This is a genomic window from Streptomyces odontotermitis (assembly GCF_050510915.1).
Taxonomy (GTDB): Bacteria; Actinomycetota; Actinomycetes; order Streptomycetales; family Streptomycetaceae; genus Streptomyces.
In genome coordinates this window covers 178,351-200,744 of the sequence record NZ_JBNJLS010000001.1, presented here as the reverse complement: position 1 = coordinate 200,744, position 22,394 = coordinate 178,351, and the positions used below count along the sequence as shown (strand labels likewise).

Sequence of the window (22,394 nt, the reverse complement as noted above, 5' to 3'; positions counted from 1 at the left end):
ACAGGGCCACCCTCCGCGTGAAACCTGCTGATACGTTCGAACGGTGAGCGACAACGAGTTGGGACTGTTCCTGCGCGCCCGGCGCGAAGCCGTCACACCCACGGAGGTCGGCCTGCCCACCGGACCCCGCCGCCGCACCCCCGGGCTGCGCCGCTCCGAGGTCGCCACCCTCGCCGGAATCAGCGTCGAGTACCTCACCCGGCTCGAACAGGGCCGCGACCGCCACCCCTCGTCCCCCGTCCTCGGCGCTCTCGCCGACGCGCTGCGCCTGACCCTGGACGAGCGCATCCACCTGCACCGACTGGAGAAGGCCCACGGAGCCGACGCCATCTGCTGCGCCGGAGCGCCCGAGCCGACCCGCACGGTCCGCCCCACGGTGCGCGCCCTCCTCGACCGACTGGAGCCCGCCCCCGCCGTCCTGCTCAACCGCCTCGGCGACGTCCTCGCGCACACCACCGGCTACGAGCGGATCGTGCGCCCCCTCGGCCTGCTCGACGAGCACGAACCCAACCTCGTCCGGTTCGTCTTCACCGACGCCCGCGCCCGGCACGCCTACCCCGACTGGGACCGCGTGGCGGACGAGCAATTTGCCTACCTGCGCACCGAGTCCCCGCCCGCCGACCCCCATGTCAAGGGGTTCATCGACGAGTTGACGGTCATGGCGGGCTGCCCGTTCGCCGAGCGCCTCAAGAGCGCGCCCCGGCTGCCCCGGCGCACCGGGGTCGATCGTCTGCACCACCCCGAGGCGGGCGGCCTCTGCCTGGCGTACGAGACCCTGACGCTGGCGGAGAGCGACCAGCAGCGCCTCGTCGTGTACCTGCCGGACGACGACGCCACGGCCGCGGCCCTCGACCGGCTCGACGGCCGCAAGCCGGGCGGCCTGCGCGCGGTGTCGGGCTGACCGACCGGAGCCGCCCCGAGGGGAAGCGCCTTGGGGGAGCCACCCTGGGGGAGGCGCCCCTCAGAGCCCCAACTCCCGCGCGTACGGCGGCTCGGCGCCCGCCCGGGAACACGTGACCGCCGCCGCGCGCGCCGCGAACCGCAGCACTTCGGCCCAGGCGTCGCCGGACAGGGCCTCCACGGCCTCGGCCGACAGCGCGTCCCGGGCCGAGAGCCCGTGCAGCAGTGCCGCGTTGACGGTGTCGCCCGCGCCGATCGTGTCGACCACGGCGACCTGCTCACCCGGCACCCGTACCTCCCCGCACGCGCGCGTGTGCACCGAGAGTCCCGCGCCGCCCCGCGTCACCACCACGGCCGCGGGCCCCGCCGCCAGCCACTCCTGCGGGCTCCCGCCGAGCCAGTCGGCGTCCTCCTGCGACAGCTTGAGCAGCGACACCGACGGCAGCCAGCTCTTGAAGCGGGCCCGGTAGGCGTCCGCGTCCGGGATGAGCACCGCCCGGATGTTGGGGTCGAGCGCCGTGAAGACGCCGCGTGCGGCCTGGGCGCGCAGCAGTTCCTCGTACGCGCTCGCGCCCGGCTCCAGGACGAGGGAGCAGGTCCCGAACGACATCGCCCGTATCTCGCGCGGAAGTTGCCCGGGCACTTCGAAGAGCCGGTCGGCGGTGCCCTCGACGTAGAAGGAGTACCCGGCCGAGCCGTCCGCGCCGATCGAGGCCACGGCGAGCGTCGTCGGTTCGGCGCCCCGCTGCACGTACGACACGTCGACTCCCGCCGTGCGCAGGCCCCCGAGCAGCGCCTCCCCGAACCCGTCCCGGGAGACCCGCGAGACGAACGCGACGGGAGCGCCGAGGCGGCCGAGCGCCACCGCGGTGTTGAACGGACCCCCGCCGAGCCGCGGCGCGAGCGCGGGCAGCCCGCCGGGGCCGGTGCCTTCCGGCTCCCCGTGCGGCACCAGGTCGATCAGGGCCTCTCCGGCGACGACTATCACGGCACGTTCCTCCGGCTCCGTGGCGGTGCGAGTGCTGCTCTCGGGCAGGCCCCGGGCCGCGGCCCGGACTCTCCGTCAGACCCTAGGGCTCCCGTGCCCGTAAGGGCGGACACGGGCGTCACTCGGGCACGCTCGTGCCCCACCCGGGCCGCACCCCTCGCACCGGTATGGTCACTTCCGTCACTGTTGCCCCGCTGACCTGTGGAGACACCATGCCCGGCACGCCCCCCGCCCGCCGTTCCGTGCTGCGTGCGGCCGCCCTCGTCCCGGCTGCCGGGATCGGGCTCACCGCCTGCTCGTCCGACGACGGCGGCGGCAACCGGTCGGCGCCGACCGCTCCGGTGGACCTGGGCAAGCAGGACGAGGTGGCGGTGGGCGCCTCGAAGCTCTACACCGACGAGAACGTGGTGGTCAGCCGGATCGCGGAGAACGAGTACAAGGCGTTCAGCACGATCTGCACCCACGCCAAGTGCCCCATCAACAAGCTGGAGGGGCACAAGCTCATCTGCCCCTGCCACGGCAGCCAGTTCGACGCCACCAGCGGCAAGGTGCTGCACGACCCGGCGACCGCGCCGCTGCAGGAGCTCCCGGTCAAGGTCGAGAAGGGCAAGATCATCGCGGGGCCCGGGGCCTGACGATCCAAGTCCGGGGGGCCTGACGACGCGAGGCCGGGGGCCTGGCGACGCGAGGCCGGGGGGCCTGACGGCCGCCCGCGTCACTCCCAGTCCCAGCCGATCCCCACGATCCCGGCTCGCACCTGCGGCTCCACGAGGTGCACCGAGCGGTGGCTGCCGCTGAGCGTCAACTCCCGGACGCCGCCGCGCGGAGCGGCCGCCGAGTGCTGGGTGAAGCGGTGGCAGCGCACCGGCAGGGCCTGCTCGGCGAAGCGGATCTGGAGCGCGTACTGGCCGCCCGCGAAGCTGAAGCCCCGCTGGTACTCGGAGCTCACCCCCGCCGTGCCGTCCTCGAAGCCGTAGCGGAACAGGTGGGTGTCGCCCGCGCGCAGCCGGGCGTCGAAGAGGAGCTCCGCGACGAGCACACCCGTCGCCCGATGCCAGCGCACCCGCCCCGTACGGCAGTTCTCCAGGGCCCGTACGGTCATCCGCTCGGGGTCGCAGCCCGGGTCGCCGTGGTGGATGGCCAGGTAGCGGTCGATGTCGTCCTTGTGGGCGCGGACCACGTGCTGCGAGTCGCGGCCGAGGAGTTCGCGGCCCTGCCCGATGCGGACGCGCTCGTGGTGGCCGATGGTGTGCAGGCCGCCGTCGAGCGGCGAGCCGAGCTCCGCGAGCAGCGACTGCAGGACGTCGGACGCCTCCACCAGGGAGCGGTACGAACGGGCCGCCGGGCGCTCCCGGTCGGCGCGCTCCGCGGGCTGGGCGAGCAGCCGGATCAGGGACTCCTCGGGGAGCCGGAGTATCTCCTCCAGGGCGCGCACGGCCCGCAGTGACTCGGGCCGCTGGGGGCGGCGGGCGCCCTGCTGCCAGTAACTGAGGCTCGTGACGCCGACGTTGACGCCGTGGCGCGCGAGGTGGTGGCGCACCCGCTGCAGGGGGAGGCGGCGGGCGGCGATCGCGGTGCGCAGGGCGATGTGGAAGGGGCCGGTCCGCAGGGCGGCCTCCAGGTCGGGGGAGCTGCCGCGCGCGCCGGGCGCGGTGCTGTCCCGCTCCGTCGGTGCGCCGTCCGCGAGCTGTGTGCCGTTCCGCACTGCAGTGCTCCCTCTGTGAACGTTCACTTCGGCCGTCCGCGCGTTCTCGCCGGTCGGAGCGGGCCACCAGGTGGGAGTACGGCCCCCGTTCACATCCGTACGCCGCCGTTCACGGCCCAAGTCATCCCGCATTGAAGCGTGTTGACCTGCTCCCGACAACACTCGATGCTCAATCGCAGCGTCCGGACGCGCTCCTCCACCACTCCCCACCCCCCTCGGGAGGAACGCGATGCGCCACAGAACCAGCAGCACCAGCAGGCTGAGACGCCTGTCCGCGGTCGCCGCCGTCGCGACGGCCCTCTTCGTGGCACCCGCCACCGCCACCGCGACCGCCGCCCCGGCCCACGCCCCCGCCGCGGCCGCCATGCCCACGGCGTCCACGACGTCCACGACGACCGGCAGTTCGGACGTGGGCGCCCTCGCCGCCAAGCGACTCAACATCACCATGCAGGCCCAGCAGAAGACCAACTGGTGCTGGGCCGCGGCCGGCAACACCATCGCCACCTTCCTCGGCAAGAACTACAGCCAGAACCAGTTCTGCAACGCCGCGTTCGGCCGCCAGCAGGGCAGCACCTGCCCCAACAACCAGGCCACGCTCGGCAATGTGCAGGACGGCCTCGACTGGGCGGGCATCAACCCCGGCAGGTACGTCAGCGGCTGGCTGCGCTACTCCACCGTGAAGTCCGAGATCGACGCGGGCCGCCCGGTCGAGACCCGCATCCAGTGGTCCAACGGCGGCGGCCACATGCACGTCCTCTACGGCTACGACGACGCCAACAGCTGGGTGTACTGGGGTGATCCGTGGCCCTCCAACGACCGCTACAACTGGGCCTCGCACGCCTGGTACGTCGACAACAACACCTTCTCCTGGACCCACTCTCTCTACGGGATCGGGGCGTGAGCGCGATGACCAGAAGGCTTCCGCACACCCTCCTGAAGGCCGGGCTGGCCGGTTCCGCGGCCACGCTCCTGCTGGGCCTCGCGGCGCCGTACGCGCACGCCGAGCCCGCCCGGCCCACCGCCCCCTCGGCCGCCAACCGCAGCGCCGCGCACGAGGCGGCGACGGCGCCCGCGACCCTCGACACCCTGTCCCGCTTCTTCGCCCGCGACGGAGCCGTCAGCAAGAAGGCGGCCCACCCGCGCGTGGAGGGCGCGGCCGTGCCCGTGTACTACCTCTCGCCGGAGTTCGTCGCGGGCAAGAAGGACGCGCCCGTGGGCCGGCTGCAGTTCCTCGCCAGCGAGGCCGTCTCGGCGGACGGGCAGCGGGCCTCCCTGTGGACCGCGAAGCAGGGCACCTCCTGGAAGGTCGTCAACATCGCCACCGGCGACGACGAGACGCGCTACGCGCGCGCGGGCGCCAAGAAGCTCCCCGGAGGCACCGTCTTCCACGAGCCGCAGATCAACGCCTGGTACGTGCAGGCACGCACGCGCGTGCTGCCCCTGGACGCGGACGCGGTGCGCGCGATCGGCGCGCGCGGGACGTCGGTCGCCGCCTACCAGAAGCGGGTCCACAAGGAGTACGGCGACAAGCTGCCCGGCTCGGGCTACGCGAAGTCCGGCAAGGCGGGCGGCTTCGGCGCCCGGCCGAGCGGGAGCGAGTCGGCCTCGTCCACCGGGACGTCCGCCGACGGACCGCTGACCGTCGTCTCCGCCGTGGCCGGAGTGGGGGCGGCCGTTGCCCTCGGCCTCTCCGGGATCGCGGTGGTCCGGCGCCGCTCGCGCCGCCTCGGCTGAGGAACCGGCCGAGGAAGGGGAGGGAAACAGGGCGGGGCCCCGGCGGGCCCCGCCCTGTCAGCGGCCGCCAGTAGGCTGTCCCGCATGGCAGACCCCTCCAGTTACCGCCCCAAGCCGGGACAGATCCCCGACTCGCCGGGGGTCTACAAATTCCGCGACGAGCACCGCCGGGTGATCTACGTCGGCAAGGCCAAGAGCCTGCGCCAGCGCCTCGCCAACTACTTCCAGGACCTGGCGAGCCTGCACCCCCGCACGCGCTCGATGGTGACCACCGCCGCCTCCGTCGAGTGGACGGTGGTGAGCACCGAGGTCGAGGCGCTGCAGCTGGAGTACTCCTGGATCAAGGAGTTCGACCCCCGGTTCAACGTCAAGTACCGCGACGACAAGAGCTATCCGTACCTCGCGGTGACGATGAACGAGGAGTTCCCGCGCGTGCAGGTGATGCGCGGCCAGAAGAAGAAGGGCGTGCGCTACTTCGGCCCGTACGGGCACGCGTGGGCGATCCGCGACACCGTCGACCTGCTGCTGCGCGTCTTCCCCGTCCGCACCTGCTCCGCCGGGGTGTTCAAGAACGCCGCCCGCACCGGCCGCCCCTGCCTGCTCGGCTACATCGGCAAGTGCTCGGCTCCCTGCGTGGACCGGATCTCGCCCGAGGACCACCGTGAACTCGCCGAGGACTTCTGCGAGTTCATGGCGGGGCACACCGGCACGTTCATCCGCCGCCTGGAGCGGCAGATGACGGACGCCGCGGAGGAGATGGAGTACGAGCGGGCGGCCCGGCTGCGCGACGACATCGACGCCCTGAAGAAGGCGATGGAGAAGAGCGCCGTCGTCCTCGCCGACGCCACGGACGCGGACCTCATCGCCGTCGCCGAGGACGAGCTCGAGGCGGCCGTGCAGATCTTCCACGTGCGCGGCGGCCGGGTGCGCGGCCAGCGCGGCTGGGTCACCGACAAGGTCGAGGCGGTCACCACCGGAGACCTCGTGGAGCACGCGCTCCAGCAGCTGTACGGGGAGGAGAGCGGCGACGCCGTGCCGAAGGAGGTGCTCGTCCCCGCGCTGCCCGACCCGATAGCGCCGGTCCAGGAGTGGCTCACCGGCCGCCGCGGGTCGAACGTCTCGCTGCGCATCCCGCAGCGCGGCGACAAGAAGGCCCTCATGGAGACCGTCGCGCGCAACGCCCAGCAGTCCCTCGTCCTGCACAAGACGAAGCGCGCCTCCGACCTCACCACGCGCTCCCGCGCCCTGGAGGAGATCGCCGCCGCCCTGGAGCTCGACAGCGCCCCCCTCCGTATCGAGTGCTACGACATCTCGCATCTGCAGGGGGACGACGTGGTCGCCTCCATGGTCGTCTTCGAGGACGGGCTCGCGCGCAAGAGCGAGTACCGCCGCTTCCAGATCAAGAGCTTCGAGGGGCAGGACGACGTCCGCTCCATGCACGAGGTCATCACCCGCCGCTTCAAGCGGTACCTCGCCGACAAGGAGAGGACAGGGGAGTGGTCCCCCGAGTCCGCCGAGTCCCCCGAGGGCGCGGCGGAGGCCAAGGAAGCCCTCACCGAGGAGGACGGGCGCCCCAAGAAGTTCGCGTACCCGCCGCAGCTCGTCGTCGTGGACGGCGGGCAGCCGCAGGTCGCGGCCGCCCAGCGGGCCCTGGACGAGCTCGGCATCGACGACATCGCGGTGTGCGGCCTCGCCAAGCGCCTCGAAGAGGTCTGGGTGCCGGGCGAGGACGACCCGGTGATCCTGCCGCGCACCAGCGAGGGCCTCTACCTGCTGCAGCGCGTACGCGACGAGGCGCACCGCTTCGCGATCACCTACCAGCGCAGCAAGCGGGCCAAGCGGTTCCGGGCGAGCCCCCTCGACTCGGTGCCCGGGCTCGGCGAGGCTCGCAAGCAGACCCTGGTCAAGCACTTCGGTTCGGTGAAAAAGCTCCGATCCGCGACAATCGACCAGATCTGTGAGGTCCCCGGCGTGGGCCGCAAGACCGCTGAGGCCGTCGTGGCGGCCTTCGCGCAGGCGGCACCCGCGGCCCCGGCGGTGAACACCGCGACCGGAGAGATCATGGAAGAAGAAGCGGCCGAATCAGGTGCGGCCGCGCAGGAGAACGGGGAACTCGCGACCGCGGGCCCCGAAGCGGAACGACGGGGGCAAGAGACATGACCGAGCACGGCGAAGGCGGAGAACAAGTGAGTACGGGCACGGCCATCGAGTCACCGGGAGCCCCCGACGCGGCGATCCCCGAGCTGGTGATCATCTCCGGGATGTCGGGCGCGGGGCGCAGCACCGCCGCGAAGTGTCTGGAGGACCTCGGCTGGTTCGTCGTCGACAACCTGCCGCCCGCGCTGATCCCCACCATGGTGGAGCTCGGCGCCCGCTCGCAGGGCAATGTCGCCCGCATCGCGGTCGTCGTCGACGTCCGCGGCCGGCGCTTCTTCGACAACCTCCGCGAGTCCCTCGCCGACCTGGAGGCGAAGAACGTCACCCGGCGGATCGTCTTCCTGGAGTCCTCCGACGACGCCCTGGTGCGCCGCTTCGAGTCGGTGCGCCGCCCGCACCCCCTCCAGGGCGACGGCCGCATCGTCGACGGCATCGCGGCCGAGCGCGAGCTCCTGCGCGAGCTGCGCGGCGACGCCGACCTGGTCATCGACACCTCCAGCCTGAACGTGCACGAGCTGCGCGCCAAGATGGACGCCCAGTTCGCGGGCGAGGAGGAGCCCGAACTGCGGGCCACGGTCATGTCGTTCGGCTTCAAGTACGGCCTGCCGGTCGACGCGGACCTCGTCGTCGACATGCGCTTCCTGCCCAACCCGCACTGGGTGCCCGAGCTGCGCCAGTACACCGGCCTCAACGAGGAGGTGGCGGCGTACGTCTTCAACCAGCCCGGCGCCAAGGAGTTCCTCGACCGGTACGCGGAGCTGCTCCAGCTCATCGCCGCCGGCTACCGGCGCGAGGGCAAGCGGTACGTGACGATCGCGGTCGGCTGCACGGGCGGCAAGCACCGCTCCGTCGCCATGTCGGAGAAGCTCGCCGCGCGCCTGGCCTCCGAGGGCGTCGAGACCGTGATCGTCCACCGGGACATGGGGCGCGAATGAGCCCCACGCGCCGGGCCAGCAACATGATCCGCCTCAGCCGCCTGGGCAGCCGCAAGCGCGGGGCGCAGCCCAAGGTCGTCGCGCTCGGCGGCGGCATGGGCCTGTCCGCCTCGCTGGCCTCCCTGCGCCGCATCACCGGCGACCTCACCGCCGTGGTGACGGTCGCCGACGACGGTGGCTCCAGCGGACGGCTCCGCGACGAGCTGGGCGTGCTGCCCCCCGGCGACCTCCGCAAGGCCCTCGCGGCCCTGTGCGGCGACGACGACTGGGGCCAGACCTGGGCCCGCGTCATCCAGCACCGCTTCAAGTCCCAGGGCGAGCTGCACGAGCACGCCGTCGGCAACCTCCTGATCGTCGCCCTGTGGGAACAGCTGGGCGACCACGTCCAGGCCCTGGACCTGGTCGGCAAGCTGCTCGGCGCGCAGGGCCGGGTGCTGCCCATGTCGGCGGTGCCCCTGGAGCTCCAGGCCCTGGTCAAGGGGCACGACCCGGACCGCCCGGACGACGTGGACACGGTCCGCGGCCAGGCCACCGTCGCCCTCACCCCGGGCGAGGTGCAGTCCGTGCACGTCGTCCCGCACGACCCGCCCGCCGTCCCCGAGGCGGTCGCCGCCGTCCTGGACGCGGACTGGGTCGTGGTCGGCCCCGGCTCCTGGTTCTCCTCCGTCATCCCGCATCTGCTCGTGCCCGAGCTCCTGGACGCACTGACGGAGACGAAGGCGCGCCGGGTCCTCTCGCTCAACCTCGCCCCGCAGCCCGGAGAAACCGATGGCTTCTCTCCGCAGCGTCATTTGGAGGTTTTGGCCCGACACGCCCCTAAACTCGCCCTGGACGTGGTGCTGGCCGACGAGGCCGCCGTGCCCGACCGTGCATCCCTGACCGACGCCGCCAAGCGGTTCGGCGCCACGGTCGAGCTGGCGCCGGTGGCCCGGCCCGACGGAACTCCAAGGCACGATCCGGAGCTCCTGGCAGCCGCGTACGACCGTATTTTTCGGATGCATGGAAGGATCGGCCCATGGCGATGACGGCAGCGGTGAAGGACGAGATCTCCCGGCTCCCCGTCACCCGGACCTGCTGCAGGAAGGCAGAGGTCTCGGCGATCCTGCGGTTCGCGGGCGGCCTTCACCTGGTGAGCGGCCGCATCGTGATCGAGGCGGAGCTGGACACCGCGATGGCCGCGCGGCGGCTGAAGCGGGACATCCTGGAGATCTTCGGGCACGGCTCGGAGCTGATCGTGATGGCTCCCGGCGGGCTGCGCCGCGGCTCCCGCTATGTCGTCCGCGTCGTCGCGGGCGGCGACCAACTCGCCCGCCAGACCGGTCTGGTGGACGGGCGCGGGCGCCCCATCCGCGGCCTGCCGCCGCAGGTGGTCTCGGGGGCCACCTGTGACGCGGAGGCCGCCTGGCGCGGGGCGTTCCTCGCGCACGGCTCGCTGACCGAGCCCGGCCGCTCCTCCTCCCTGGAGGTGACCTGCCCGGGCCCCGAGGCCGCCCTCGCGCTCGTCGGCGCCGCCCGCCGCCTCTCCATCGCCGCGAAGGCCCGCGAGGTGCGCGGCGTGGACCGCGTCGTCGTCCGGGACGGGGACGCGATCGGCGCGCTCCTGACCCGCCTCGGCGCCCATGAGTCGGTGCTCGCCTGGGAGGAGCGGCGGATGCGCCGCGAGGTCCGGGCCACCGCCAACCGCCTCGCCAACTTCGACGACGCGAACCTGCGCCGCTCGGCCCGCGCCGCCGTCGCCGCGGGCGCCCGTGTGCAGCGCGCCCTGGAGATCCTCGGCGACGAGGTCCCCGAGCACCTCGCGGCCGCCGGACGGCTGCGCATGGAGCACAAGCAGGCGTCCCTGGAGGAGCTGGGCGCCCTCGCCGACCCGCCGCTGACCAAGGACGCTGTCGCGGGCCGCATCCGCCGCCTGCTCGCCATGGCCGACAAGCGCGCCCAGGACCTCGGCATCCCGGGCACGGAGTCGAACCTGAGCGAGGAGATGGCGGAGAACCTCGCGGTCTGACGGGCCCACCCCGTCGGGCCGCCCCGCCGCCCGCCCCGTCTCCCGCCACGGACACCGCACGGAGCCGCCGCCGCCCTCGGGCGCCGGCGGCTCCGGCACGTCCGCGGACTTGCCGGAGTCACCGGCCACAAGTCCCGACTTCGAGGGCACATGGACCACGGACCGTGAGCTCCGGACACCCCGTGCGACGGTCACAGCACGTGACGGCGGGCGGTCCGGGGAGGGGTTCGCGCAGGTGCCGGGCGGAGTGGGTGAGGTCCGGGCGGGATACGGAAGGGACCGGACGTACGGGCAAGAAGGCGCCCCCGGCGCGGTGTTGACGCTGCGTAGCCGGGACCAAGGTCCCCCGAGGCCCGGCGGCGCCTCGGCGGCACGGCCCGCGGTGCCGCGTCCGGGCGCTCTCGATGTCACCCCGAGGCCCGCAGAGAGGTAGGGTCGGACTCGGTCGGGGACATCCCATACAACTCGCCGGCGTCGAAACCCGGCGTACCTAACGAGGAGATCGGTTCGTGACGATCCGCGTAGGCATCAACGGCTTTGGCCGCATCGGGCGCAACTACTTCCGCGCGCTGCTGGACCAGGGTGCGGACATCGAGATCGTGGCTGTCAACGACCTGGGTGACACCGCGACGACGGCGCACCTGCTGAAGTACGACACCATTCTGGGCCGCCTCAAGGCCGAGGTGTCGCACACCGAGGACACCATCACCGTCGACGGCCACACCATCAAGGTGCTGTCCGAGCGCAACCCCGCCGACATCCCGTGGGGTCAGCTGGGCGTCGACATCGTGATCGAGTCCACCGGCATCTTCACCAAGAAGGCCGACGCCGCGAAGCACATCGCCGGCGGCGCCAAGAAGGTCCTCATCTCGGCTCCGGCCAAGGAAGAGGACATCACCATCGTGATGGGCGTCAACCAGGACCAGTACGACGCGGCCAACCACCACGTCATCTCGAACGCCTCCTGCACCACCAACTGCGTGGCGCCGATGGCGAAGGTGCTCGACGAGAACTTCGGCATCGTCAAGGGCCTGATGACGACGGTCCACGCGTACACGAACGACCAGCGCATCCTGGACTTCCCGCACTCCGACCTGCGCCGCGCCCGCGCCGCCGCGGAGAACATCATCCCGACCACGACCGGTGCCGCCAAGGCCACCGCCCTGGTCCTGCCGCAGCTCAAGGGCAAGCTCGACGGCATCGCGATGCGCGTCCCGGTCCCGACCGGCTCGGCCACCGACCTGGTCGTGGAGCTCCAGCGCGAGGTCACCAAGGACGAGGTCAACGCCGCGTTCAAGAAGGCCGCCGACGACGGCGCCCTCAAGGGCATCCTCTTCTACACCGAGGACCCGATCGTGTCGTCCGACATCGTCAGCGACCCGGCCTCCTGCACCTTCGACTCCTCCCTGACCATGGTCCAGGAAGGCAAGACGGTGAAGATCCTCGGCTGGTACGACAACGAGTGGGGCTACTCCAACCGCCTCGTCGACCTCACGGTCTTCGTCGGCAACCAGCTCTAAGCCCGGAGCAGGCATCTAGATGTGAGCACAGGGTCCGTACCGCGCAACGCCGCGCCGTACGGGCCCTGTTGTGCGTCAGCCCACCCAAGGAGTCCAGTCATGAAGACGATCGACGAACTTCTCGCCGAAGGCGTCGACGGCAAGCGGGTCTTCGTCCGCGCCGATCTCAACGTGCCGCTCGCCGACGGCACCATCACCGACGACGGCCGCATCCGCGCCGTCCTGCCGACGGTCAAGGCCCTCGCCGGGGCGGGCGCCAAGGTCGTCGTCGCCTCGCACCTGGGCCGCCCCAAGGGCGCCCCGGACCCGGCCTTCTCGCTGCTGCCCGCCGCCGAGCGGCTCGGTGAACTCCTGGGCGCGCCCGTCGCGTTCGCGCAGGACACCGTCGGCCCCGCCGCGCACGACGCGGTGGACGGCCTGCAGCCCGGCCAGGTCGCCGTCATCGAGAACCTGCGCTTCAACGCCGGCGAGACCTCCAAGGACGACGCCGAGCGCGGTGCCTTCGCCGACCAGCTCGCCGCTCTCGCCGACGTCTACGTGGGCGACGGCTTCGGCGCCGTGCACCGCAAGCACGCCTCCGTGTACGACCTCCCGGGCAAGCTGCCGCACTACGCGGGCTACCTCATCGCCACCGAGGTCGGCGTCCTGAAGAAGCTCACCGAGGACGTCAAGCGCCCGTACACCGTCGTGCTCGGCGGCGCCAAGGTCTCCGACAAGCTCGCCGTCATCGACGAGCTGCTCGGCAAGGCCGACCGTCTCCTCATCGGCGGCGGCATGGCGTACACCTTCCTCAAGGCCCAGGGCCACGAGGTGGGCATCTCCCTCCTGCAGGAGGACCAGATCCCGGCCGTCAAGGAGTACATGGAGCGCGCCGCGAAGAACGGCGTCGAGCTCGTGCTGCCCGTCGACGTCCTGGTCTCCAAGGACTTCCCGGACCTGAAGACGAAGGCCCCGGCCGACTTCGAGACCGTCGACGCGGACAAGATCCCCGCGGACAAGGAGGGCCTGGACATCGGCCCCAAGTCCCGCGAGCTGTTCGCCTCGAAGATCGTCGACGCCGAGACCGTCTTCTGGAACGGGCCGGTCGGCGTCGCCGAGCACCCCGACTACGCCGGCGGCACCAGCGCCGTCGCGCAGGCCCTGCTCGACAGCAAGGGCTTCACCGTGGTCGGTGGTGGCGACTCCGCCGCCGCCGTCCGCAACCTGGGCTTCGACGAGACGAAGTTCGGCCACATCTCGACCGGCGGCGGCGCCTCCCTCGAATACCTCGAGGGCAAGACGCTCCCCGGCCTCGCCGCACTGGAGGACTGACCCCGCATGACCACCCGTACGCCGCTGATGGCGGGCAACTGGAAGATGAACCTCAACCACCTCGAGGCCATCGCCCACGTCCAGAAGCTCGCCTTCGCGCTCGCCGACAAGGACTACGAGGCCGTCGAGGTCGCGGTCCTGCCGCCCTTCACCGACCTGCGCTCCGTGCAGACCCTGGTCGACGGCGACAAGCTCAAGATCAAGTACGGCGCCCAGGACATCTCGGCGCACGACTCCGGCGCCTACACCGGCGAGATCTCGGGCCCGATGCTGGCCAAGCTGAAGTGCACGTACGTGGCCGTGGGCCACTCCGAGCGCCGCCAGTACCACAACGAGACCGACGAGCTCTGCAACGCCAAGGTGCAGGCCGCCTTCAAGCACGGCCTGACCCCGATCCTCTGCGTCGGCGAGGGCCTGGACATCCGCAAGGCGGGCCAGCAGGTCCAGTACACGCTGAACCAGCTGGACGGCGCCCTCAAGGACGTCCCGGCCGAGCAGGCCGAGTCGATCGTGATCGCGTACGAGCCGGTCTGGGCGATCGGCACCGGCGAGGTCGCCACCCCCGAGGACGCGCAGGAGGTCTGCGGTGCGATCCGCGGCCGCCTGGCCGAGCTGTACTCGCAGGAGCTCGCCGACAAGGTCCGCATCCAGTACGGCGGCTCGGTGAAGGCGAAGAACGTCGCCGACATCATGGCGCAGCCCGACGTGGACGGCGCCCTGGTGGGCGGCGCGGCGCTGGACTCCGAGGAGTTCGTCAAGATCGTCCGGTTCGCCGACCAGTGAGCGCCTGGTGAGCGCCCGGTGATCCGCCGGGCCTGAGCCCGTTCGGCGACCGGCGAGTATGCTCCGGCGCCGAGACGACGTACCCTTGCGGGGGCCGGGTGGTACTACCCGGCCCCCGTCGTCGATCCAGATCCGAGGAAGTTGGTCCAGCCGTGGTTATGGGGTTCTCGATCGCCCTGATCGTCTTCAGCGCTCTGATGATGCTGCTGGTGCTGATGCACAAGGGCAAGGGCGGCGGTCTCTCCGACATGTTCGGTGGCGGCATGCAGTCGTCCGTCGGTGGCTCCTCGGTCGCCGAGCGCAACCTGGACCGCATCACCGTCGTGGTCGGTCTGCTCTGGTTCGCCTGCATTGTCGTGCTCGGCCTGCTGATGAAGTCGAACACTCCCTGACGTTCACAGCGGCCGAATTGGCACCTTCCCAAAGCATCACCCCAAGCCCCATGTTCAGTACGCGTCGACGAGCGCGGCTTATCATGGGGCTTGCGTCGTGAGTGGGGTGTAACTCCAAACACTGGACGCGCGTTGGGCCTTACGTAGACTGAGGCGCCCGCAGCGGAGCCGGAGCCCGACCCCGCGGCGCAGCCGCTGTTCGACACAGGCAGCACCATCACGCAGGGAGTTACGACCGTGGCAAGTGGCAACGCGATCCGAGGAAGTCGGGTCGGGGCGGGGCCGATGGGCGAGGCCGAGCGCGGCGAGTCCGCGCCGCGACTGCGCATCTCCTTCTGGTGCTCCAACGGGCACGAGACGCAGCCCAGCTTCGCCAGCGACGCGCAGGTTCCCGACACTTGGGACTGCCCCCGCTGTGGCTTTCCGGCCGGTCAGGACCGGGACAACCCGCCGGACCCGCCGCGCACCGAACCGTACAAGACGCACCTCGCGTACGTACGGGAGCGGCGCAGCGACGCGGACGGCGAGGCGATTCTCGCGGAGGCGCTCGCCAAACTGCGGGGCGAGATCTAGCCATTGGACACCGGCCGGGCACCGAAAGGGTGTCCGGCCGGTGTCCTTTTCCCGGCGTGGATGCCTCTTTCTCGCGACGTGTCCGGACAGATGTCCCTCGAGGTCTCATACCGGTCTCTGATCAATTAGGTTGGAGAGAGCAGCGGGGCAAGGTACGTACACAGGTGCGAGAGAAGGCTGAAGTCCGAGATGAACGCAGAAAGCCGTGCCAGGCTCAATCAGACGCCCGAGTGGACGGCGCTGGCCAAGCACCGTGAGCAGCTGGGGGAGGTGCAGCTGCGCGAGCTCTTCGCGCAGGATCCGGCGCGCGGCTCCTCGTACACCCTCCAGGTCGGTGATCTGCACATCGACTACTCCAAGCACCTCGTCACGGACGAGACGCTGCGGCTGCTGCGCGAGCTGGCCGCCGCGACGGACGTCTTCGGCCTGCGCGACGCCATGTTCCGCGGCGACAAGATCAACACCACGGAGGACCGCGCGGTCCTGCACACCGCGCTGCGCGCCCCGCGCGACGCGGTCGTCGAGGTCGACGGCGAGAACGTGGTGCCGGGTGTCCACGCCGTCCTCGACAAGATGAGCGCCTTCTCCGAGAAGGTCCGCTCGGGCCAGTGGACGGGCCACACCGGCAAGCGCATCAAGAACGTCGTCAACATCGGCATCGGCGGCTCCGACCTCGGTCCGGCGATGGCGTACGAGGTCCTTCGCTCCTTCACCGACCGCGACCTCACGGTCCGCTTCGTGTCGAACGTGGACGGGGCGGACCTGCACGAGGCCGTGCGGGACCTGGATCCGGCGGAGACCCTCTTCATCATCGCCTCGAAGACCTTCACCACCATCGAGACGATCACGAACGCGACGTCGGCGCGGGCCTGGCTGATGACCGAGCTGAGGGCCGGTCAGGAAGCCGTCGCCAAGCACTTCGTGGCGCTGTCGACCAATGCCGAGAAGGTCTCCGAGTTCGGCATCGACACGGCCAACATGTTCGAGTTCTGGGACTGGGTCGGCGGCCGCTACTCGTACGACTCGGCGATCGGTCTCTCCCTGATGATCGCCATCGGGCCCGACGCGTTCCGCGAGATGCTCGACGGCTTCCACCTCGTCGACGAGCACTTCCGCACCGCGCCCGTCGAGTCCAACGTGCCTTTGCTGATGGGTCTGTTGGGTATCTGGTACGGCAACTTCCACGACGCGCAGTCGCACGCCGTGCTGCCGTACTCGCACTACCTCTCCAAGTTCACCGCGTATCTGCAGCAGCTGGACATGGAGTCCAACGGCAAGTACGTCGGCCGTGACGGCGAGCAGGTCGACTGGCAGACCGGCCCGGTCGTCTGGGGCACGCCCGGCACCAACGGCCAGCACGCTTACTACCAACTCATCCACCAGGGCACGAAGTTGATCCCGGCGGACTTCATCGGCTTCGCCGAGCCGGTCGCCGATCTGCTGCCGGGCCTGGTCGCCCAGCACGACCTCCTGATGGCCAACTTCTTCGCGCAGACGCAGGCGCTGGCGTTCGGCAAGACGCCGGACGAGGTCCGCGCGGAGGGCGTCGCCGAGGAGCTCGTCCCGCACAAGACGTTCAAGGGCAACCACCCCACGACGACGATCCTGGCGCAGTCCCTGACCCCCTCGGTCCTCGGCCAGCTCGTCGCGCTGTACGAGCACAAGGTGTTCGTCCAGGGCGCGGTGTGGAACATCGACTCCTTCGACCAGTGGGGCGTCGAACTCGGCAAGGTCCTCGCCAAGCGCGTCGAGCCCGCCCTGACGGAGGGCGCGGACGTACCGGGCCTGGACGCGTCGACGACGGCGCTGGTCGCCAAGTACCGGGAGCTGCGCGGGCGTTGATCCCCGGCCTGACCGGAGGGTGCCCCCGACCCGTGTGGTCGGGGGCGCCCTTTCGCTCAACGAGCATCGGGCACGAGGTCGACAAGGAGTCGAAGCGGGAGATCACGGTCACGTACGACGTGACCGGCGACGCCGAGGACGTCACGATCACCTACTCGACCTACGGCGACGGCGGCCTCTCCCGGAACCAGCTGAGCGACGTGAACCCGACGTGGCACAAGGAAGAGAAGACGAAGGGCTTCGTCAGGGGCGGCACGCTCGTCGTCACCACGGGGCATCCGGCGGCACCGTCCACTGCAAGGTGACCGCTGACGGCACCACCCGCACCGCCACGGCCGGCGGGACGTTCGCCACTGCCACCTGTGACGGGTTCTGACCGGGGCTGGTCCGCCAAGTGCCCTGCGCCGCGCGGGTGTTGATCGCCGGTCCCCGGTGCCGGGCGCCGCTTAATCAGGTGCGGGGGTGCCTTCCGGCGGGTGAGACTGCTGCGGCTGTGATGTCGCCCACCGGAAGGACCTCCCGCCATGGACCAGCTCCTGGCCGCTCTCGCCGATCCCGAGCGGCTCCGGCTGTACGCGCGCATCGTGCTCGACGAGCTGCCACCGCGCGAGGAGGCGGCGCCGGAGGCGCGCAGACATCTCGGCCGGCTGGTCGCCGCGGGGCTCGTCGAGCGGCGGCCCGACGGGTCGCTGTACGCCGACCCCGCCGTCTTCCGCCGCGAGCACCCGGCCGAGCTGCCGATGGCGGTGCCGCGCCGGCTCACGGGGTTCTTCGCCCGGGGGCGGCTCACCTCCATCCCGGTCCGCACCGCCGTGCGGCACGAGCTGCTCGTGCACCTCACCGGCACCTTCTTCGACGAGGACCGCAGCTACAGCGAGCGCGAGGTCAACGAGGCGTTCCGTACGGTCCATGACGACACCGCCGCGCTGCGCCGGCACTGCGTCAGCGACGGTCTGCTGGTCCGGTCCCGGGACGGCAGCAGCTACCGCCGGGCCGTCGGCGCCGCCCTCAACGCGTAAGGGCCCCGCACCGGTTGGAGTCGGTGCGGGGCCCTGCGCGTGCGGTGGCCGTCAGGCCGTCAGGCCGTCACGACGATGCCGGGGGATACAGGTCTCGGGGCAGCTGGGACGCCGCCGCCGAGTCCAGCAGCCACAGGGTGCGGGACCGGCCGTGGGCGCCCGCCGCCGGGGCCTGGATCTCGCCCGCCCCGGACAGCGCGATCGCCGCCGCCTTCGCCTTGTCCTCGCCCGCCGCCAGCAGCCACACCTCGCGGGCGGAGCGGATGGCGGGGAGGGTGAGGGTGACGCGGGTGGGCGGGGGCTTCGGGGCGCCGTGCACGCCCACCACCGTGCGCTCCGTCTCGCGGACCGCGGGCAGCTCCGGGAAGAGGGACGCCACGTGGGTGTCCGGGCCCACGCCGAGCATCAGGACGTCGAAGGTCGGCACGGGGCCGTGGTCTTCGGGTCCTGCCGCCGCGGCCAGTTCCGCCGCGTACGCCTCCGCGGCCGCCTCCACCTCGTACGGCCCGTCCGACGCGGGCATCGGGTGCACCCGCGCCGGGTCGAGCGGCACCGAGTCGAGGAGCGCCTCGCGGGCCTGCGTGTAGTTGCGGTCCGGGTCGCCGTCCGGCAGGAAGCGCTCGTCGCCCCACCACAGGTCCAGGCGCGACCAGTCGATCGCGTCCCGCGCGGGGGCCGAACTCAGCGCCGCCAGCAGGCCGTTGCCGTTGCGGCCGCCGGTGAGGACCACCGACGCGTAGCCCCGGGCGGACTGTGCGTCGACGATCTTCGTGATGAGGCGGGCCGCCGCGGCCTGCGCCATCAGCTCCTTGTCGCGGTGGACGACGAGCTGCGGCGTGGACGCGGTCACTTCGTGGCCGCCTTCTTGGCCGCGGCCTTCTTCGCCGGGGCCGCCTTCTTCGGCTCGGACGTCTCCGCGGCAGGCACCGTCGTCTGGTCGGACGGCTCACCGAGGCGGTCGACGCCGAACTTCAGCGCCGAGGCGTAGGTGTCGTCCGGGTCGAGGCGGCGCAGCTCCTCCGCGATCAGCTCGGCCGTCTCGCGGCGCTTGAGCGCCACCGCGCGGTCGGGCTGGCCCTGGATGGAGAGCGTGGCCAGCGAGCCGTCCGCCCGGTCCAGGACGATCGGTCCGCAGCTCGTCTCCATGCGGACGCCGGTCAGACCCGGGCCCGCCGAGAGCGACCGCTTCACGGGGACGTCCAGCCGGTCGGCGAGCCACATCGCGAGCAGCTCGACGCTCGGGTTGAACTCCTCGCCCTCCACCTCGACCGACGTCACGTTGCACGCGACCTGGTCCAGGGCGGCCGCGAGCATGGAGCGCCACGGCGTGATCCGGGTCCAGGACAGGTCCGTGTCGCCGGGGTGGTACGCCTCGGCGCGGGCGGTCAGCTCCTGGATCGGCTGCTCGGCCGCGTACGTGTCCGTGACGCGGCGCTGGGCCAGGGCGCCCAGCGGGTCCTTGGCCGGGTCCAGCGGCGCGTTCACCGGCCACCAGACCACCACGGGGGCGTCCGGCAGGAGCAGCGGCAGGACGACCGACTGGGCGTGGTTGATGACCTCGCCGTACAGGCGCAGGATCACCGTCTCGCCGGTGCCCGCGTCCGCGCCGACCCGCACCTCCGCGTCGATCCGCGAGGTGATGCGGTCACGCGGGGAGCGGGCGGCGCGCTTGATGACCACGAGGGTGCGCGAGGGGTGCTCGCGGGACGCCTCGTTGGCGGCCTTCAGGGAGTCGTAGGCGTTCTCCTCGTCGGTGACGATGACGAGGGTGAGCACCATGCCCACGGCCGGGGTGCCGATCGCCCTGCGCCCCTGTACGAGCGCCTTGTTGATCTTGCTGGACGTGGTGTCCGTCAGGTCGATCCTCATGGCCGACGCCAGCTCCGTCCGTCTCGTGCGAGCATTTCGTCCGCCTCGACCGGGCCCCAGGTCCCGGACGGGTACTGCGCGGGCTTGCCGTGCTTGTCCCAGTACTCCTCGATCGGGTCGAGGATCTTCCAGGAGAGCTCGACCTCCTCGGTGCGCGGGAAGAGGTTGGCGTCGCCCAACAGGACGTCCAGGATGAGGCGTTCGTACGCCTCCGGGCTGGACTCGGTGAAGGACTCGCCGTACGCGAAGTCCATCGACACGTCCCGGATCTCCATCGACGTGCCCGGCACCTTGGAGCCGAAGCGGACCGTGATGCCCTCGTCCGGCTGGACGCGGATCACGATCGCGTTCTGGCCGAGCTCCTCGGTGGCGGTGTGGTCGAAGGGGGAGTGGGGCGCCCGCTGGAAGACGACGGCGATCTCCGTGACCCGGCGGCCGAGCCGCTTGCCCGTACGCAGGTAGAAGGGCACGCCCGCCCAGCGGCGGTTGTCCACCTCCAGCTTGATGGCCGCGTACGTGTCGGTCTTCGACTTGGGGTCGATGCCGTCTTCCTGGAGGTAGCCGACGGCCTTCTCGCCGCCCTGCCACCCGGCCGCGTACTGGCCGCGCACCGTGTCCGCGCCGAGGTCCTTCGGCAGCCGCACGGCGCCGAGCACCTTGGCCTTCTCCGCGACCAGCGCGTCCGCGTCGAAGGAGGCGGGCTCCTCCATGGCGGTCAGCGCCATCAGCTGGAGCAGGTGGTTCTGGATGACGTCTCGGGCGGCGCCGATGCCGTCGTAGTAGCCGGCGCGGCCGCCGATGCCGATGTCCTCGGCCATGGTGATCTGCACGTGGTCGACGTACGACCGGTTCCAGATCGGCTCGAACATCTGGTTGGCGAAGCGCAGCGCCAGGATGTTCTGGACGGTCTCCTTGCCGAGGTAGTGGTCGATCCGGAACACCTGGTCCGGGGCGAACACCTCGTGCACGATCGCGTTCAGGTCCTGCGCCGAGGCCAGGTCGTGGCCGAACGGCTTCTCGATGACGGCGCGCCGCCAGGAGCCCTCCGGGGCGTCCGCGAGCCCGTGCTTCTTGAGCTGCTGGACGACCTGCGGGAAGAACTTCGGCGGGACCGAGAGGTAGAAGGCGAAGTTGCCGCCCGTGCCCTGGGCCTGGTCCAGGTCCTGGATGGTCTTCTTCAGGGCCTCGAAGGCGTCGTCGTCGTCGAAGTTGCCCTGGACGAAGCGCATGCCCTGGATGAGCTGCTGCCAGACCTCCTCGCGGAAGGGCGTGCGCGCGTGCTGCTTGACCGCGTCGTGCACCTCCTGCGCGAAGTCCTCGTCCTGCCACTCCCGGCGGGCGAAGCCGATGAGGGAGAAGCCCGGCGGCAGCAGGCCCCGGTTGGCCAGGTCGTACACGGCGGGCATCAGCTTTTTGCGGGACAAATCGCCCGTGACGCCAAAGATGACCAGGCCCGACGGCCCCGCGATACGCGGGAGCCGTCGGTCCGCGGCGTCACGGAGCGGATTCGCTCCATGTACTGCGGTCAAGGTTTCAGCCCTCCGAGGGGGCGAGGCGCTTGAGCTCTGCCTCGGTCGACTTGAGCAGGTCGTTCCAGGACGCCTCGAACTTCTCCACGCCCTCGTCCTCGAGCAGCTGCACGACCTCGTCGTAGGAGATCCCGAGCTTCTCGACGGCCGCGATCTCGGCGCGCGACTGGTCGTACGTCCCGGCGATGGTGTTGCCGGTGATCTGGCCGTGGTCGGCGGCCGCCTCGAGGGTGGCCTCCGGCATCGTGTTCACCGTGTTCGGGGCGACCAGGTCGTCCACGTACAGGGTGTCCTTGTACGCCTTGTCCTTCACGCCGGTCGAGGCCCACAGCGGACGCTGCTTGTTGGCCTGCGCCTTGTCGAGGGCGGCCCAGCGGTCGGAGGAGAAGACCTCCTCGTACGCCTCGTAGGCGAGGCGGGCGTTGGCGAGACCGGCCTTGCCGCGCGCGGCCCTGGCCTCGTCGGTGCCGAGCTTGTCGATGCGCTTGTCGATCTCCGTGTCCACGCGGGACACGAAGAAGGACGCCACCGAGTGGATCTTGGAGAGGTCCAGGCCGCGCTCCTTGGCCTTCTCCAGGCCCGCGAGGAAGGCGTCCATGACCGCGCGGTAGCGCTCCAGGGAGAAGATCAGCGTCACGTTGACGCTGATGCCGAGGCCGATGACCTCGGTGATCGCCGGGAGGCCCGCCTTGGTGGCCGGGATCTTGATGAGCGTGTTCGGGCGGTCCACCAGCCACGCCAGCTGCTTGGCCTCGGCGACCGTGGCCGCCGTGTTGTGGGCCAGGCGCGGGTCGACCTCGATCGACACGCGGCCGTCCTGGCCGCCCGTCGCGTCGAAGACCGGGCGCAGGATGTCGGCGGCGTCGCGGACGTCCGCCGTCGTGATCATGCGGATCGCCTCCTCGACGGTGACGCCGCGGGCGGCGAGGTCGGCGACCTGCTGCTCGTAGCCGTCACCGCTGGAGATCGCCTTCTGGAAGATCGACGGGTTGGTCGTGACGCCCACGACGTGGCTCTGGTCGATCAGCTCGGCGAGGTTGCCGGACGTGATCCGCTTGCGCGACAGGTCGTCCAGCCAGATCGCGACGCCTTCGTCGGAGAGGCGCTTGAGTGCGTCTGTCATGGAAAATAC

The 22,394-nt window shown here is 71.3% G+C and carries 22 protein-coding genes; 16 read left to right on the top strand and 6 right to left on the bottom strand.

Annotated features, from left to right (window positions below; genetic code table 11):
* Positions 1-43 precede the first annotated feature (43 nt).
* Positions 44-901 (top strand): helix-turn-helix domain-containing protein, encoded by an 858-nt coding sequence (locus tag ACQB60_RS00975; RefSeq protein ID WP_496923859.1) that lies wholly within the window; start codon positions 44-46, stop codon positions 899-901.
* 60 nt (positions 902-961) lie between these two features.
* Here the strand turns inward: ACQB60_RS00975 and ACQB60_RS00970 are convergent, their stop codons facing one another.
* A complete protein-coding gene (locus tag ACQB60_RS00970) occupies positions 962-1,888 on the bottom strand; it encodes a carbohydrate kinase family protein (protein WP_496923858.1) in 927 nt (308 codons plus the stop codon).
* A gap of 212 nt (positions 1,889-2,100) precedes the next feature.
* Between ACQB60_RS00970 and ACQB60_RS00965 the strand changes: the two genes are divergently transcribed.
* Entirely contained in the window at positions 2,101-2,523 is a 423-nt protein-coding gene (locus ACQB60_RS00965) for a Rieske (2Fe-2S) protein (protein WP_496923857.1), read from the top strand.
* 80 nt (positions 2,524-2,603) lie between these two features.
* Here ACQB60_RS00965 and ACQB60_RS00960 read toward each other — a convergent pair whose 3' ends face one another.
* On the bottom strand, positions 2,604-3,593 hold the full coding sequence (locus tag ACQB60_RS00960; protein WP_496923856.1) for a hypothetical protein: 990 nt from the start codon (positions 3,591-3,593) through the stop codon (positions 2,604-2,606).
* A 229-nt stretch (positions 3,594-3,822) separates the two neighbouring features.
* On the opposite strand from ACQB60_RS00960, the gene ACQB60_RS00955 reads away from it, so the two are divergent.
* The 14 genes from ACQB60_RS00955 (at position 3,823) to ACQB60_RS00890 (ending at position 17,864) form a co-directional block, all read left to right on the top strand.
* Positions 3,823-4,494 carry a C39 family peptidase gene (locus ACQB60_RS00955; RefSeq protein WP_496923855.1) on the top strand — a complete coding sequence of 224 codons (672 nt, stop codon included), beginning with the start codon at positions 3,823-3,825 and terminating at the stop codon, positions 4,492-4,494.
* Positions 4,495-4,499: 5 nt separating this feature from the next.
* Positions 4,500-5,327 (top strand): hypothetical protein, encoded by an 828-nt coding sequence (locus ACQB60_RS00950; protein ID WP_496924744.1) that lies wholly within the window; start codon positions 4,500-4,502, stop codon positions 5,325-5,327.
* Positions 5,328-5,411: 84 nt separating this feature from the next.
* The gene (gene uvrC / locus ACQB60_RS00945; RefSeq protein ID WP_496923854.1) at positions 5,412-7,487 is read left to right on the top strand and encodes an excinuclease ABC subunit UvrC; all 2,076 of its coding nucleotides are present in this window, start codon (positions 5,412-5,414) and stop codon (positions 7,485-7,487) included.
* Positions 7,484-8,419 (top strand): RNase adapter RapZ, encoded by a 936-nt coding sequence (gene rapZ, locus ACQB60_RS00940; protein ID WP_496923853.1) that lies wholly within the window; start codon positions 7,484-7,486, stop codon positions 8,417-8,419. Before uvrC ends, rapZ begins: the two co-directional genes overlap by 4 nt.
* Positions 8,416-9,444, top strand: coding sequence for a gluconeogenesis factor YvcK family protein (locus tag ACQB60_RS00935; protein ID WP_496923852.1), 1,029 nt, complete (start codon positions 8,416-8,418; stop codon positions 9,442-9,444). Before rapZ ends, ACQB60_RS00935 begins: the two co-directional genes overlap by 4 nt.
* Positions 9,435-10,424, top strand: coding sequence for a DNA-binding protein WhiA (whiA, locus tag ACQB60_RS00930; RefSeq protein ID WP_384843697.1), 990 nt, complete (start codon positions 9,435-9,437; stop codon positions 10,422-10,424). The genes ACQB60_RS00935 and whiA overlap by 10 nt, the downstream gene beginning before the upstream one ends.
* Positions 10,425-10,933: 509 nt before the next feature.
* Positions 10,934-11,944, top strand: coding sequence for a type I glyceraldehyde-3-phosphate dehydrogenase (gap, locus tag ACQB60_RS00925; protein ID WP_496923851.1), 1,011 nt, complete (start codon positions 10,934-10,936; stop codon positions 11,942-11,944).
* 99 nt (positions 11,945-12,043) lie between these two features.
* Complete coding sequence (locus tag ACQB60_RS00920; protein ID WP_496923850.1) at positions 12,044-13,255, top strand: phosphoglycerate kinase; 1,212 nt, start codon at positions 12,044-12,046, stop codon at positions 13,253-13,255.
* 6 nt (positions 13,256-13,261) lie between these two features.
* Positions 13,262-14,038: a triose-phosphate isomerase gene (gene tpiA, locus ACQB60_RS00915; protein WP_384843706.1), complete on the top strand. Its 777-nt coding sequence runs from the start codon at positions 13,262-13,264 to the stop codon at positions 14,036-14,038.
* Positions 14,039-14,196: 158 nt separating this feature from the next.
* Positions 14,197-14,430 (top strand): preprotein translocase subunit SecG, encoded by a 234-nt coding sequence (gene secG, locus ACQB60_RS00910; protein WP_384843709.1) that lies wholly within the window; start codon positions 14,197-14,199, stop codon positions 14,428-14,430.
* Between the two features lie 237 nt (positions 14,431-14,667).
* The gene (locus ACQB60_RS00905) at positions 14,668-15,003 is read left to right on the top strand and encodes an RNA polymerase-binding protein RbpA (protein ID WP_003957010.1); all 336 of its coding nucleotides are present in this window, start codon (positions 14,668-14,670) and stop codon (positions 15,001-15,003) included.
* Between the two features lie 189 nt (positions 15,004-15,192).
* On the top strand, positions 15,193-16,845 hold the full coding sequence (gene pgi, locus ACQB60_RS00900) for a glucose-6-phosphate isomerase (protein ID WP_496923849.1): 1,653 nt from the start codon (positions 15,193-15,195) through the stop codon (positions 16,843-16,845).
* 32 nt (positions 16,846-16,877) lie between these two features.
* Entirely contained in the window at positions 16,878-17,150 is a 273-nt protein-coding gene (locus ACQB60_RS00895) for a hypothetical protein (RefSeq protein WP_496923848.1), read from the top strand.
* A gap of 219 nt (positions 17,151-17,369) precedes the next feature.
* On the top strand, positions 17,370-17,864 hold the full coding sequence (locus ACQB60_RS00890) for a DUF2087 domain-containing protein (RefSeq protein WP_496923847.1): 495 nt from the start codon (positions 17,370-17,372) through the stop codon (positions 17,862-17,864).
* Between the two features lie 67 nt (positions 17,865-17,931).
* Here ACQB60_RS00890 and pgl read toward each other — a convergent pair whose 3' ends face one another.
* From pgl to tal, 4 genes are read right to left on the bottom strand one after another with little or no spacing between them, the layout of a single operon-like run.
* Positions 17,932-18,714, bottom strand: coding sequence for a 6-phosphogluconolactonase (gene pgl / locus ACQB60_RS00885; RefSeq protein WP_496923846.1), 783 nt, complete (start codon positions 18,712-18,714; stop codon positions 17,932-17,934).
* Entirely contained in the window at positions 18,711-19,733 is a 1,023-nt protein-coding gene (gene opcA, locus ACQB60_RS00880; protein WP_496923845.1) for a glucose-6-phosphate dehydrogenase assembly protein OpcA, read from the bottom strand. Before opcA ends, pgl begins: the two co-directional genes overlap by 4 nt.
* Complete coding sequence (gene zwf, locus ACQB60_RS00875; RefSeq protein ID WP_384843724.1) at positions 19,730-21,262, bottom strand: glucose-6-phosphate dehydrogenase; 1,533 nt, start codon at positions 21,260-21,262, stop codon at positions 19,730-19,732. Before zwf ends, opcA begins: the two co-directional genes overlap by 4 nt.
* A gap of 4 nt (positions 21,263-21,266) precedes the next feature.
* The gene (gene tal, locus ACQB60_RS00870) at positions 21,267-22,385 is read right to left on the bottom strand and encodes a transaldolase (RefSeq protein ID WP_496923844.1); all 1,119 of its coding nucleotides are present in this window, start codon (positions 22,383-22,385) and stop codon (positions 21,267-21,269) included.
* Between the last annotated feature and the right edge of the window lie 9 nt (positions 22,386-22,394).

What these genes read in the sequence shown, in the direction of transcription:
- ACQB60_RS00965 (WP_496923857.1), top strand. Translation starts at nt 2,101, where the DNA reads ATGCCCGGCACGCCCCCCGCCCGCCGTTCCGTGCTGCGTGCGGCCGCC.
- ACQB60_RS00955 (WP_496923855.1), top strand. Translation starts at nt 3,823, where the DNA reads ATGCGCCACAGAACCAGCAGCACCAGCAGGCTGAGACGCCTGTCCGCG.
- ACQB60_RS00950 (WP_496924744.1), top strand. Translation starts at nt 4,500, where the DNA reads ATGACCAGAAGGCTTCCGCACACCCTCCTGAAGGCCGGGCTGGCCGGT.
- uvrC (WP_496923854.1), top strand. Translation starts at nt 5,412, where the DNA reads ATGGCAGACCCCTCCAGTTACCGCCCCAAGCCGGGACAGATCCCCGAC.
- rapZ (WP_496923853.1), top strand. Translation starts at nt 7,484, where the DNA reads ATGACCGAGCACGGCGAAGGCGGAGAACAAGTGAGTACGGGCACGGCC.
- ACQB60_RS00935 (WP_496923852.1), top strand. Translation starts at nt 8,416, where the DNA reads ATGAGCCCCACGCGCCGGGCCAGCAACATGATCCGCCTCAGCCGCCTG.
- whiA (WP_384843697.1), top strand. Translation starts at nt 9,435, where the DNA reads ATGGCGATGACGGCAGCGGTGAAGGACGAGATCTCCCGGCTCCCCGTC.
- ACQB60_RS00920 (WP_496923850.1), top strand. Translation starts at nt 12,044, where the DNA reads ATGAAGACGATCGACGAACTTCTCGCCGAAGGCGTCGACGGCAAGCGG.
- tpiA (WP_384843706.1), top strand. Translation starts at nt 13,262, where the DNA reads ATGACCACCCGTACGCCGCTGATGGCGGGCAACTGGAAGATGAACCTC.
- secG (WP_384843709.1), top strand. Translation starts at nt 14,197, where the DNA reads ATGGGGTTCTCGATCGCCCTGATCGTCTTCAGCGCTCTGATGATGCTG.
- pgi (WP_496923849.1), top strand. Translation starts at nt 15,193, where the DNA reads ATGAACGCAGAAAGCCGTGCCAGGCTCAATCAGACGCCCGAGTGGACG.
- ACQB60_RS00890 (WP_496923847.1), top strand. Translation starts at nt 17,370, where the DNA reads ATGGACCAGCTCCTGGCCGCTCTCGCCGATCCCGAGCGGCTCCGGCTG.
- opcA (WP_496923845.1), bottom strand. Translation starts at nt 19,733, where the DNA reads ATGAGGATCGACCTGACGGACACCACGTCCAGCAAGATCAACAAGGCG.
- tal (WP_496923844.1), bottom strand. Translation starts at nt 22,385, where the DNA reads ATGACAGACGCACTCAAGCGCCTCTCCGACGAAGGCGTCGCGATCTGG.